13 protein-coding genes are annotated in these 12,124 nt (G+C 65.7%); 8 read left to right on the forward strand and 5 right to left on the reverse strand.

Annotated features, from left to right (window positions below; translation table 11 throughout):
* The first annotated feature begins 28 nt into the window (after positions 1 to 28).
* The gene (locus ACCQ15_RS17765; protein ID WP_008576907.1) at positions 29 to 1,162 is read left to right on the forward strand and encodes a PilT/PilU family type 4a pilus ATPase; all 1,134 of its coding nucleotides are present in this window, start codon (positions 29 to 31) and stop codon (positions 1,160 to 1,162) included.
* A gap of 332 nt (positions 1,163 to 1,494) precedes the next feature.
* On the opposite strand, the gene maiA is transcribed toward ACCQ15_RS17765, so the two are convergent.
* Together maiA and ACCQ15_RS17775 are read right to left on the reverse strand one after the other, a co-directional pair.
* Positions 1,495 to 2,157: a maleylacetoacetate isomerase gene (gene maiA, locus ACCQ15_RS17770; protein ID WP_008576906.1), complete on the reverse strand. Its 663-nt coding sequence runs from the start codon at positions 2,155 to 2,157 to the stop codon at positions 1,495 to 1,497.
* Positions 2,158 to 2,188: 31 nt separating this feature from the next.
* Positions 2,189 to 3,247, reverse strand: a complete 1,059-nt coding sequence (locus ACCQ15_RS17775; protein WP_372380862.1) for a fumarylacetoacetate hydrolase family protein — start codon at positions 3,245 to 3,247, stop codon at positions 2,189 to 2,191.
* 308 nt (positions 3,248 to 3,555) lie between these two features.
* Between ACCQ15_RS17775 and ACCQ15_RS17780 the strand changes: the two genes are divergently transcribed.
* The 3 genes from ACCQ15_RS17780 (at position 3,556) to ACCQ15_RS17790 (ending at position 5,960) form a co-directional block, all read left to right on the forward strand.
* Positions 3,556 to 4,944, forward strand: a complete 1,389-nt coding sequence (locus ACCQ15_RS17780; protein WP_008576904.1) for a DEAD/DEAH box helicase — start codon at positions 3,556 to 3,558, stop codon at positions 4,942 to 4,944.
* A gap of 135 nt (positions 4,945 to 5,079) precedes the next feature.
* Complete coding sequence (gene queD / locus ACCQ15_RS17785) at positions 5,080 to 5,433, forward strand: 6-carboxytetrahydropterin synthase QueD (RefSeq protein ID WP_008576903.1); 354 nt, start codon at positions 5,080 to 5,082, stop codon at positions 5,431 to 5,433.
* A 191-nt stretch (positions 5,434 to 5,624) separates the two neighbouring features.
* Positions 5,625 to 5,960: a phasin family protein gene (locus ACCQ15_RS17790; RefSeq protein ID WP_008576902.1), complete on the forward strand. Its 336-nt coding sequence runs from the start codon at positions 5,625 to 5,627 to the stop codon at positions 5,958 to 5,960.
* Positions 5,961 to 6,072: 112 nt separating this feature from the next.
* On the opposite strand, the gene bioD is transcribed toward ACCQ15_RS17790, so the two are convergent.
* Positions 6,073 to 6,747, reverse strand: a complete 675-nt coding sequence (gene bioD, locus ACCQ15_RS17795) for a dethiobiotin synthase (RefSeq protein ID WP_372380863.1) — start codon at positions 6,745 to 6,747, stop codon at positions 6,073 to 6,075.
* A 229-nt stretch (positions 6,748 to 6,976) separates the two neighbouring features.
* Between bioD and msrC the strand changes: the two genes are divergently transcribed.
* Both msrC and ACCQ15_RS17805 read left to right on the forward strand, forming a co-directional pair.
* A complete protein-coding gene (gene msrC, locus ACCQ15_RS17800) occupies positions 6,977 to 7,459 on the forward strand; it encodes a free L-methionine (R)-S-oxide reductase MsrC (protein ID WP_005920832.1) in 483 nt (160 codons plus the stop codon).
* The gene (locus tag ACCQ15_RS17805; RefSeq protein ID WP_031424957.1) at positions 7,456 to 7,854 is read left to right on the forward strand and encodes a TfoX/Sxy family protein; all 399 of its coding nucleotides are present in this window, start codon (positions 7,456 to 7,458) and stop codon (positions 7,852 to 7,854) included. The genes msrC and ACCQ15_RS17805 overlap by 4 nt, the downstream gene beginning before the upstream one ends.
* Before the next feature lie 293 nt (positions 7,855 to 8,147).
* On the opposite strand, the gene gph is transcribed toward ACCQ15_RS17805, so the two are convergent.
* Both gph and dinB read right to left on the reverse strand, forming a co-directional pair.
* A complete protein-coding gene (gene gph / locus ACCQ15_RS17810) occupies positions 8,148 to 8,798 on the reverse strand; it encodes a phosphoglycolate phosphatase (RefSeq protein WP_031424958.1) in 651 nt (216 codons plus the stop codon).
* A 142-nt stretch (positions 8,799 to 8,940) separates the two neighbouring features.
* Positions 8,941 to 10,020 carry a DNA polymerase IV gene (dinB, locus tag ACCQ15_RS17815; RefSeq protein WP_372380864.1) on the reverse strand — a complete coding sequence of 360 codons (1,080 nt, stop codon included), beginning with the start codon at positions 10,018 to 10,020 and terminating at the stop codon, positions 8,941 to 8,943.
* A gap of 347 nt (positions 10,021 to 10,367) precedes the next feature.
* On the opposite strand from dinB, the gene fabA reads away from it, so the two are divergent.
* Both fabA and fabB read left to right on the forward strand, forming a co-directional pair.
* A complete protein-coding gene (gene fabA, locus ACCQ15_RS17820) occupies positions 10,368 to 10,883 on the forward strand; it encodes a 3-hydroxyacyl-[acyl-carrier-protein] dehydratase FabA (RefSeq protein WP_014091107.1) in 516 nt (171 codons plus the stop codon).
* A complete protein-coding gene (gene fabB, locus ACCQ15_RS17825) occupies positions 10,883 to 12,091 on the forward strand; it encodes a beta-ketoacyl-ACP synthase I (protein WP_372380865.1) in 1,209 nt (402 codons plus the stop codon). Before fabA ends, fabB begins: the two co-directional genes overlap by 1 nt.
* The last annotated feature ends 33 nt before the right edge of the window (positions 12,092 to 12,124 follow it).

Below are 12,124 nucleotides of genomic sequence, written 5' to 3' on the forward strand. Positions count from 1 at the left end.
GCTGCTGTTTGTTGGGGAACCATTGCGCATGGATATCGGCTACTTCCTGAAGCTGATGACCGAAAAGAATGCCTCGGACATGTTCTTGACCACCGGCGCGCCGGTGTACATCAAGATCGAGGGCAAGCTTTACCCGCTCGGCAATACGGGGTTGCCGCCGGGAATGGTCAAGAAAATCGCCTACTCGTTGATGGACGAAGGCCAGGTGCCGCAGTTCGAACGCGAGCTCGAGCTCAACATGGCCATCGCCCTGCCCGATGCCGGCCGTTTCCGCGTGAACGTGTTCAAGCAGCGCGGCGAGGTGGGCATGGTGATTCGCGCCATTCGCAGCCGGATTCCCAGCATCGAAGAGCTCAACCTGCCGCAGGTGCTCAAGGACGTCATCATGACCCCGCGCGGGCTGGTGCTGGTGGTGGGTTCGACCGGTTCGGGCAAGTCGACCTCGCTGGCGTCGATGATCGACCACCGCAACAGCACCACCACCGGGCACATCCTCACCATCGAGGACCCGATCGAATACCTGCACAAGCACAAGATGTCGATCGTGAACCAGCGCGAGGTGGGCCTGGACACGCACGCCTTCCAGAGCGCGCTGAAGAACGCCATGCGCGAGGCGCCGGACGTGATCCTGATCGGCGAGATCCTGGACGCCGAAACCATGGAGGCGGCGATCGCCTTCGCCGAAACCGGCCACCTGTGCCTGGCCACGCTGCACTCCAACAACGCCGACCAGACCATCGAGCGCATCCTCAATTTCTTCCCGGAAAGCGCGCACAAGAACGTGCTGATGAACCTGGCGCTGAATCTGCGCGCAGTGGTCTCCCAGCGCCTGGTCAAGGGCGTGGACGGGCGCCGCCGCCCCGCCACCGAGGTGTTGCTCAATACCCCGATGATCCGCGACCTGCTACGGCGCGGCCAGGTGCACGAGGTCAAGGCAGCGATGGAAGAGTCGCTGGAAGAAGGCATGCAGACCTTCGACCAATGCCTGTTCCGGATGGTGAAGTCGGGCGAAATCGAGCAGGAAGAAGCACTGCGCGCGGCCGACTCGCGCGACGGCCTGGCGCTGAAGTTCCGTCTCTCCGAGGGCGGCTCCGGCGAGCACGACCCGTATGCGGATTACGAAGCGGCCGCGGCACCGAAGATCAGTCACGGGTTCATCTAATCGGTTTGGCGGCGACGATCGGTGATCTTGCGTCACCGGGGGCTGCTGGATCCTGGTGGTTAAGAGCGAACTCTGCGACGTGCTCCGCATTCGCGATGCCGATGCAACCGGCGCCCTCATCCGGCGCTGCGCGCCACCTTCTCCCGCTTGCGGGAGAAGGACGAGATCGGCGCTCGCACGGTGCTTTCAGGTGCCGGTGCCGAAGCTCTCAAACTTGCATTCCTATTCGCCTGGCGTGACGCCGACTGCCCGAACCGGGTGATTGCCTGCCCTTCTCCCGTGCCATGGGAGAAGGCGCCCGAAGGGCGGATGAGGGCTGTGACAGCCTGCCCTCAGCCCACCGCGTCGGCCTGCATCTCCGGGCGCGCCGCGTCGAAGGCCGGTAACTGCAGGCAGGCCTGCTCGATGCGCCGCAGGGTCGGATACGGCGCCAGATCGACCTCGAACCGGTGCGCGTTGTAGAGCTGCGGGATCAGCACGCAATCGGCCAAGCCCGGTGCATCGCCGTGGCAGAAGCACCCGGTCTGCGCATCGCGCGCCAGCTGCGTTTCCAGTGCCGCAAAGCCCCGCTCCATCCAGCGCCGTGTCCACTGCTGGCGTTGTGCGCCCTCCAGCGCGAACTCGCGCTCCAGCACCTGCATGACGCGCAGGTTGTTGAGCGGGTGCACATCGCAGGCGATGAGCTGCGCCAATGCGCGCACCCGGGCGCGTTCGGCAGGCGCGCGCGGCAGCAGCGCCGTGGTGCGCGCGAATGCCTCTTCCAGATACTCCAGAATCGCCAGCGACTGCGTGATGACCACATCGCCATGCCGCAACGTCGGCACCAGTTCCTGCGGATTGAGTTGCGCATAGGCCGGCGCGTGCTGCTCGCCCCCATCGCGCACCAGATGCACCGGGCGGGCGATGTAATCCAGCACCTTCAGCCCAAGACCGATGCGCACGCGATACGCCGCGCTGGAGCGCCAGTACGAAAACAGCTCCAGGGCCGCGCTCATACGCGACCGCCTGTCGTCGCTGCGCCGCAGGTCATGGCAGCGGCTGCCGCTCGACGCGCTGTTCGATCGCACCGAAGATGCTGGCGCCACTGGCATCGAACATCTCGATCCGCACCATGTCCCCGAACGCCATGAACGGCGTGCTGGGCTTGCCGTCGCGCAGCGTCTCGACCACGCGTTGCTCGGCAAAACACGAGGCGCCCAAGGCGGTGTCCTGGTTGGCGATGGTGCCCGAGCCCACGATGGTGCCGGCCGACAGCGGACGGGTCTTGGCGGCGTGGGCGATCAGTTGGGCGAAGTCGAACTGCATGTCGTTGCCGGCTTCGGGCGCGCCGAACCAGGCGCCGTTGACGTGCGTGACCAGCGGAAGATGCACCTTGTTGTCGCGCCAGGCATCGTCCAGCTCGTCGGGGGTGACGAACACCGGCGACATCGCCGAACGCGGCTTGGATTGCACGAAACCAAAGCCCTTGGCGAGCTCGGCCGGAATCAGGTTGCGCAGCGAGACATCGTTGACCAGGCCCACCAACTGGATATGCGCGGCCGCCTGCTCGGGCGAGGCGCCCATCGGCACGTCGTCGGTGATGACCACAATCTCCGCCTCCAGGTCGATGCCGTAGTCCTCGCTGATCACCTTGATGGCATCGCGCGGGCCATAGAAGCCGGCGCTGGTGGCCTGGTACATCAGCGGGTCGGTGTAGAAGCTTTCCGGCACTTCGGCATTGCGTGCGCGGCGCACCCGCTCCACATGCGGCAGGTAGGCACTGCCGTCGACGAACTCGTAGGCGCGCGGCAAGGGGGCGGCCAAGGCCTGCACATCCAGATCGAACACGCCGTCGGCGCTGCCATCGTTGAGCGAGGCCGACAAGGCATTCAGGCGCGGCGCCACATTGCTCCAGTCCTCCAGCGCGCGCTGCAGCGTGGGCGCGATGCCGGTGGCGCGCACGGCGGTGCGCAGGTCGCGCGAAACCACGATCAGGCTGCCGTCGCGGCCGCCTTCCTTCAGGGAACCTAGCTTCATGACCATCCTGTGCTGTGGCTGATCGGACGATTGTACGGCCTGCCGCACTACTGGTTGCACCTGAAACAACTGACCGTGGCCACAACCGCGAAACCGCGATTTTGTGCAGCGCGCCAAACGCGAGTACACTTGCCGGGTCTGCATGCGGCCGTCCGTTTCCCTTAGGGACAGCCGGCGAGGCCAGGATCGATCGATCCGCTCGCCCGCCCCACCCGACGCCTTTCGTGGTGCCGACAAACCCATCGCTCCTTGATCGGGTTGATCCACCATCTCGCAGCGCGGTTCACGGGAACGCTCCGAGCCTCACCTTCTTGCATCTGCAATGCGTTTGCGCTCCGGGCTTGGCTTGGCGGCGACGCTTTACTTGGAGCTTCCTGATGTCTTTTGAATCCCTGGGCCTTGCGCCCTTCCTGCTGCGCGCGTTGGCCGAGCAGGGCTACGAAACCCCCACCCCGATCCAGCAGCAGGCGATCCCGTTGGTGCTGGCCGGTCACGACCTGCTGGCCGGCGCGCAGACCGGCACCGGCAAGACCGCTGCCTTCGGCCTGCCGCTGCTGCAGCACCTGGGCACCGCGCCGCAGACCGTCAACGGCCCGCGCAAGCCTCGCGCGCTGATCCTGACCCCCACCCGCGAACTGGCCACCCAGGTGCACGACAGCCTGCGCGGCTACAGCAAGTACCTGCGCATCCCCAGCGCGGTGATCTATGGCGGCGTGGGCATGGGCAACCAGCTCGATGCGCTGCGTCGTGGCGTAGACCTGCTGATCGCCTGCCCGGGCCGCCTGATCGACCATATCGAACGTCGCAGCGTGGACCTGTCCGGTATCGAAGTACTGATCCTGGACGAAGCCGATCGCATGCTCGACATGGGCTTCCTGCCGTCGATCAAGCGCATCCTGACCAAGCTGCCGCGCCAGGACCGTCAGACGCTGCTGTTCTCGGCCACCTTCGAAGAGAACATCAAGCAGTTGGCGCTGGAGTTCATGCGCAACCCGATGCAGATCCAGGTCACCCCGAGCAACACCGTGGCCGAGAGCATCACCCACCGCGTGCACCCGGTCGACGGCGCGCGCAAGCGCGATCTGCTGCTGCACCTGCTGGCGCAGGACAGCCGCGAGCAGACCCTGGTGTTCGCGCGCACCAAGCACGGCAGCGACAAGCTGGCGCTGTTCCTGGAGAAGTCCGGCATCAAGACCGCGGCGATCCATGGCAACAAGAGCCAGGGTCAGCGCATGCGCGCGCTGAGCGACTTCAAGGCAGGCCGCGTGACCGTGCTGGTGGCCACCGATATCGCCGCGCGCGGGATCGATATCGACCAGCTGCCGAAGGTCATCAACTACGACCTGCCGATGGTGGCCGAGGACTACGTGCACCGCATCGGCCGCACCGGCCGTAACGGCTCCACCGGCGAGGCGATTTCGCTGGTGGCGCAGGACGAAGCCAAGCTGCTGCGCCAGATCGTGCGCATGCTGGGCCGCGACGTGGAAATCCGCGACGTGCCGGGCTACGAGCCGCAGACCCCGATCCGTTGGGGCAACAGCGCGCCGGGTCGCGCCGAGCAGCCGGGTGGCGAGCGCGCGCCGCGCAAGAGCCACGCCCGTCGTCCGCATGGCGATGCACCGCGTCAGGCGCATGCGCATGCCGGCCCGAAGAAGCCGGGTGGCCAGCGCAGCGGCGGGCCGCGTCAGGCCAACGCTGGCGCGGGCGCAGGCCGTCGCGATGGTGGACGTGGCGGCAATGGCCGTCCGGCCAACCGCGGCGCCTGAGCGCTGGGCATGCGCTGAGAACAAGGGCCGCGATGCGGCCCTTGTTCTGTCCGTCCCGGCCTGCCCGGGCTCTTGCGGGATCCTGCCCTGTGCAGTCACGCATCTCTCCTTCTTCCTGCTTGCCGAATCACCATCATGGACATCTTCAAGGTCTTCACCCTGGAAGCCGCGCACCGGCTTCCCAACGTGCCGCCTGGGCATAAATGCGCGCGCCTGCACGGCCATTCGTTTCGCGTTGAGCTGCATGTCAGCGGCGAACCCGGCGCCGAGACCGGCTGGATCATGGATTTCGGTGACATCAAGGCGGCCTTCCAGCCGATCTACGACCGCCTGGACCACCATTACCTCAACGACATCGAAGGGTTGGAAAACCCCACCAGCGAACGCCTGGCGATCTGGATCTGGCAGCAGCTCAAGCCGGCACTGCCGCAGCTGAGCGAGATCGTGGTGCACGAGACCTGCACCTCCGGCTGTCGCTATCGCGGCTGAGCGGCAGCGCAGTGGAGTGACCTAAAGCCGCCAGCTGGCGGCTTTTCTCATTTGAGCGGCCGGCTAAGCTGTTGATGTTAAAGCGCTTCTACGCACATTTGGAAAATCTTCAGGAAACGTGTTGCATCGCAGCAACTTCGGCGTATGCTGCAACGCAACAAACGGTCACGGCTTTCCCCAAGGGGTTCGCAATGTCGGCGCAGTTCGAAAACAGCTTCACCAGTCAGTTCGCGTCTGTCGCAGCACGTGCCAACCAGTTGGCCTTGGAGACGCTGGAACGCAACGTCAACGCGACCAGCAGCTTCTTCGGCGAGTTCGCGCAGGCGCGCGATCTGGGCGCCTACCAGACGCTCTGGCCGAAAGGCTTGCAGGTTGCGCGCGACAACCTGGAACGCCTGGCCTCGGTCAATCAGGAAGTGGTCGGGCTGGGATTGAAGATGTCCAGCGAGCTTGGGCAGTTTGCCAAGCAGCAGTTCGAAAACGGCAGCGACCAGGCCGGCGCATCTGGCAAGACCCGGCGTAAGTAAGCGCCAATAAATTCAGCGTCTTTGCATGGGTCCCTCCCCCCGTGCAATCCGGCCCGACAGATCCCTCCCTCTGTCGGGCTTTTTTATTGCCCGCGCGAGCGCGCCGTGCCAGCTAGCGCGGCAATTGCAGCCCGTGTGCCTGGGCGGCAGCGTCGGCGCCCGGCCGCCACGGGATCCGGCCCCAGCACGGCATCGCCAGGCGCTGGCGCAGCATGCCGATGTTCTCTTCGATGCGCTCCATCTGCGGATCGATTTCATTGGCGATCCACCCGATGCACTGCAGCCCATCGGCAGCGATGGCCGCAGCAGTGAGCCGCGCGTGGTTGATGCAGCCCAGCCGCACGCCGACCACCAGCACCACCGGCAGCTGCAAGGCGCGCACCAGATGGGCTTGGTCCAGGGTCGCGCTCAGCGGCGCGGCCCAACCGCCCACCCCTTCCACCACCACCACCTCGGCCTGCGTGCGCAATTGCGCAAACGCTTGTGCGATGGGCTCCAGCGCCAGCGTCACGCCGACATCAGCCGCCGCCAGTTCCGGTGCCAGCGGCGCCGGCAAGGCGTAGGGATTGAGCGTGGCGTAGTCCGGCTGCGGATCGCTGGCCGCCTGCAGCGCCAGCGCGTCTTCGTTACGCCAACCCTGCGGCGTGTGCTCGCAGCCGCTGGCCACCGGCTTCATGCCGACGGCGCGATGGCCGCGTGCGCGCAAGGCGTGCAACAGCGCGGTGCTGCCCATGGTCTTGCCGATGCCGGTATCGGTGCCGGTGACATAAAAAGCTGGATGCTGCATACGCCTGATCCTGCGGCCGCGCCGCCATTGCCGTGAGGGCGCGCAGCATAGCGTGCGCACTGCACGTGCGGCTGAGGACGGTTGGTGTCGTTTGCCTGCGAGGCCACGTTGCCCCTGTGCGGGGCCCTGGCTGCCTTGGCCAATGATCGCGATTCAGTGCTGGAAAGCTCCTGCGCGTTACCTGCCCGTCGCAACCACGCTGCAAGACGGCCACTGCTAAACTTTGCCGATGTTCGCCACCTCTTCGCTGACCGGCAGCAAGCCGGAACAATATGCCCAGCTCACCGCCCAGGCCCAGGCACTGGTGCACGGCGAGCCGGACCGGATCGCCAATGCCGCCAATCTGGCCGCGCTGATCTTCCATTCGTTGCCGTCGCTCAACTGGGCCGGCTTCTACTTCTACGACGGCCGCGAGCTGGTGGTGGGGCCGTTCCAGGGCCTGCCGGCGTGCGTGCGCATTCCGCTGGACAAGGGCGTGTGCGGTGCGGCTGCCAGCACCCGGCAGAGCCAGCGCATTGCCGATGTGGACGCGTTCCCCGGGCATATTGCCTGCGATTCGGCATCGCGCTCGGAGCTGGTGATTCCACTGGTCAAAGGCGATGCGCTGATCGGCGTGCTGGACCTGGATAGCCCGGAGCTGGACCGCTTCGATGCCGACGATCAACGTGGCCTGGAAGCCATTGCGCAACTCTTCGTAGACGCGCTGGCGTGACCACCGAGCGGATGCGCAACATCGGGCCCAAAAGCGCGGCATGGCTGCGCCAGGTCGGGCTGCGCACGCAGCAGGACCTGCAAGCGGTGGGTGCGGTGGGCGCATTCGTCAAGGTGCGCCGCGCGGGCTTCAAGCCCAGCCTCAACCTGCTGTATTCGTTGGAAGGCGCGTTGGCCGATTGCCATTGGCAGGACGTGCCCGAAGCGCGCCGGCATGCCTTGCTCGCCGAGTACGAAGCGGCCAGCGCGCTGCTGCCGGTGCGCGGGCGTGCCGTCGGCGGGCCGGTGGAAACCGTGCACTATGCGCGCGCCGACAACGACGATACGCACGGCGACGCGGCTACGGCAACCGACCTTTACGACGCTGCGGATGCAGAGCGAGCAGGCGAGGATTGAATCGGCCGGCAGCGCCCGGCAATCGGCTGATCGATGCAGCTGGCCCATGCGCGCGCTCATGCATGCAGCCTCGCGTCGCACTACGCATGGCTCGTTTCAGAGCCTGAAGCGCAAGGTCCTGCGACGACACGCACCGGTCGGCATGCATGGCTCACCACCGTGTCTTGGGTGCTGGCCGCTCAGCGGCACAGGTCGCTGTTGCACAATCTCCCGCTTCAGCGCAGACGCCCGAGCTTACGCCTGCGGCCGTAACGCACGCCGCCGCATCGGTCGATCCGTGGTGCGCGCGTAGGTCAGCGCAACGCGAGCAGTTCACGCATGTCGTCGACGATGGTCACGGCACCGGCGCGTTGCACATCGAAACCGCGCAGGTAGCCGTAACGCACCATCGCCAGCGGCATGTTCGCGGCGTTTGCGGCGGCGGCATCGGTGGCCGAATCGCCGACCATCAGACACTGTTGCGGGCTGCGTTGAAAGTGACTGGCAAGCTGCAGCAGCGGTGCCGGGTCGGGCTTGCGCTGTGGCAACGAATCGCCCCCGAGCACACGGCTGAAATGCGCGGCGATACCCAGATGCTCCAGCAACGGCGCGATAAAACGCGCAGGTTTGTTGGTGCACAAGGCCAGCGTGGCGCCCGCATCGCGCAGGCCGGCCAGCGCCTCGGCAACGCCCGGGTACAACTGCGGGTCGTGCAGCAGGCTCGCCTCGTAATGGCGCATCATCACCGGCATTTCGGCATCGGCATCGCGCGTGCTGCCGGCTTCGCGCAATGCGGTGGCAAGCAATACCTTGACGCCTTCGCCGATCCAGCTGCGGATCGTGGCTTGGCTGAACTGCTGTAGCCCCAGCTCCTGCAATGTGCCGTTGAGAGCCTCGGCGATATTGGGTGCGCTGTCCACCAGCGTGCCATCCAGGTCGAAGATCACCAGCGGATACGGAAACATTCGGACGGCCTCGTGCGTGGGAGAGCCGCAGTGTACGCAGCACAAGATTCAGCACGTGTCACTGCCAAGCGCCGTGGATTGCTCGCCACCTGCGTTAGATGCAGTCATCGCCGCATGCGAGACGCAATGCAGCACGGGCCGCTCACTCCAACGGCGGCATCTGGCCGAACAACTGCCCCTGCACGGCGCCATCCTCGACATCGCTGAAACCGCTCAGGCCCACACCGACCAGGCGATAGCGCGTCTGCGTGGGCAGCTCCACGCGGCGGGTCAATGCCAGGGCAATCTGCGCCAGCGCCTCCTGCGAGGTAGGCGGCTGCTCGGGCGTGTAGGAGCGCGTCAGGATGCGAAAATTCGAGGTCTTCAATTTCAGCACGACCGTGCGCCCGATGCGTTCGGTGCGGCGCGTGGCGAGCCAGGTCTTTTCGGCCAGCCGCAGGATGTGCGGGTCCAGTGCATCAAGCGCCAGATCTTCGCTGAAGGTGTCTTCCGAGGAGACCGATTGCACTTCCTGATCCGGCTCGACCGGGCGCTCGTCGATGCCGCGCGCGCGGCGATACAGGCTCTGACCGAAACCGCCGAAATGCGCCTGCAGTTCCTCCAATGGCCGCTGGCGCAGATCGGCCACGGTGACGATGCCCAGCGCCGCCAACTTGCCATCCATCACCTTGCCTACGCCGGGAATGCGATTGACCTTGAGCGGCAGCAAAAATGCATCCACGCGGCTGGGCGCAATCACGAACTGGCCATCGGGCTTGCGCCAATCCGACGCAATCTTGGCCAGGAACTTGTTCGGCGCGATGCCGGCCGATGCGGTGAGCTGGGTTTCCTCGCGGATCTGCGTACGGATCAACTGCGCGACCTCGGTGGCCAACTGCATGCCGGTTTTGGCGTGCGTGACGTCCAGATAGGCCTCGTCCAGCGACAACGGCTCCACCAAGTCGGTATGACGATGGAAAATCTCGCGTACTTGCCGCGACACCGCCTTGTAGCGCGCAAAATCCGGCGGCACGAAGATCGCGTCCGGGCACAGGCGCTCGGCACGCACGGCCGGCATCGCCGAGCGAATACCGAAGGTCCGCGCTTCGTAGGAGGCCGCGCACACCACCGAGCGCGCGCCGCGCCAGGCCACCACTACCGGCTTGCCGCGCAGGCCCGGGTCGTCACGCTGCTCCACGGACGCGTAGAACGCATCCATGTCCACGTGCACGATCTTGCGCATCAAGCGGGGTTCTCTGTCGCAGGTCTGCGCCCATGATAAGCCAGCGCCGTCTCACCCCTTGCGTCGAGAGACATCGCCACGGATTGGCAAAGCGAACACGAGCGCGTCCTCAATAGCAAAGGTAACGCATCCGACGACAGCGCCTGCACGGCCAACCATGCAGGCCTGCCACGCATGTGCCGACGGCGGTCCCGAGCACCGTGACTTCGCCTGCAACAGTGCATCTGCGCACTGGGCACTCAGCGGAAAACAGCACGCATGCGTACGGATAAAACGTTTGATTGAACCGCGCGACCTCATGCACCCTTCCCCGCCTCGCCTCTCGCTCCTTGCAGGACACGTTCGTCATGACTCGTCAAAGTACGTACTCGCGCGACCAATTGCTGGCCAGCGCGCGTGGGGAATTGTTTGCGCCCGACAGCGGCCGTCTGCCCAACGATCCGATGCTGATGTTCGACCGCATCACCGAGATCAGCGACGCCGGCGGTGCACATGGCAAGGGGCTGATTCGTGCCGAACTGGATATCCGCCCGGACCTGTGGTTCTTCGGCTGCCACTTCATCGGCGACCCGGTGATGCCAGGCTGCCTGGGCCTGGATGCGATGTGGCAACTGACCGGCTTTTTCCTCACCTGGATCGGCGCACCGGGCCGTGGCCGCGCGTTGGGCTGCGGCGAGGTCAAGTTCACCGGCCAGGTGCTGCCCAGCGCCAGGCTGGTGCGCTACGAGGTCGATGTCAGCCGCGTCATCAACCGCAAGCTGGTGATGGCGCAGACCGATGCACGCATGCTGGTGGATGGGCGCGAGATCTACACCGCCAAGGATCTGCGTGTGGGCATGTTCACTTCAACGGAGAATTTCTGATGCGTCGCGTCGTCATTACCGGAATGGGCATCACCTCATGCCTGGGCAACGAGCTGGACACCGTCTCCAGCGCACTGCGCGAGAGCCGCTCCGGTATCACCGCGCTGCCCGATCACGCCGAAGCAGGCCTGCGGAGCCAGGTCGGCGGTGCGGTGGCGCTGGATTTGGACAGCCTGATCGACCGCAAGCTCAAACGCTTCATGGGCGATGCCTCGGCCTACGCATACCTGGCAATGCGCGATGCGATCGCCGATGCGGGCCTGGATGCCGAGCAGGTCAGCGGCCTGCGCACCGGCGTGATTGCCGGCTCCGGTGGCGGCTCCAGCCAATGGCAGGTGGAAACCGCCGACCTGCTGCGCAACCGTGGCGTGCGCAAAGTAGGCCCATACATGGTGCCGCGCACGATGTGTTCGTCGGTGTCCGCATCGCTGGCCACCGCGTTCAAAATACGCGGGCTGAGCTACTCGCTGTCGGCCGCGTGCGCGACGTCTGCGCATTGCATCGGTGCAGCGGCAGATCTGATCCGGCATGGCGCGCAGGACGTGATGTTCGCCGGTGGCGGCGAAGAACTGCACTGGACCATGAGCGTCATGTTCGATGCGATGGGCGCGCTGTCCACCGGCTTCAACGATCGCCCTGCCGTGGCCTCGCGCCCGTACGATGCGCAGCGCGATGGCTTCGTCATCGGCAGCGGCGGCGGCATGCTGGTGCTGGAAGACTACGACCACGCCATCGCGCGTGGCGCACGCATCCATGCCGAACTGCTCGGCTATGGCGTGACCTCCGACGGTGCCGACATGGTCGCGCCCAGCGGCGAAGGCGCCGTGCGCTGCATGCACATGGCCATGCATGGCTTGCAGCGCCCGATCGATTACCTCAACACGCATGGCACGTCCACGCCGTTGGGCGATGTCACCGAACTGGGCGCGGTGCGCGAGGTATTCGGCGACAACGTGCCGCCGCTGTCTTCGACCAAGGGGCTCTCCGGGCACTCGCTGGGCGCGGCCAGCGTGCACGAGGCGATCTACAGCCTGCTGATGCTGCGCGATGGCTTCATGGCCGGCTCGGCGCATATCGACGAACTCGACCCGCGTGCCGAAGGCTTTCCTATCTTGCGGCAGACACAGGACGCGACCTTGAACACGGTGATGTCCAACAGTTTCGGCTTTGGTGGCACCAATGCGGCACTGGTCTTCGGCCGGGTGTAACCACTGGCGCCACCGCCGCGATCACGCTGCGGT

This window comes from Xanthomonas sp. NCPPB 1754 (assembly GCF_041475725.2).
Taxonomy (GTDB): Bacteria; Pseudomonadota; Gammaproteobacteria; order Xanthomonadales; family Xanthomonadaceae; genus Xanthomonas; species Xanthomonas euvesicatoria.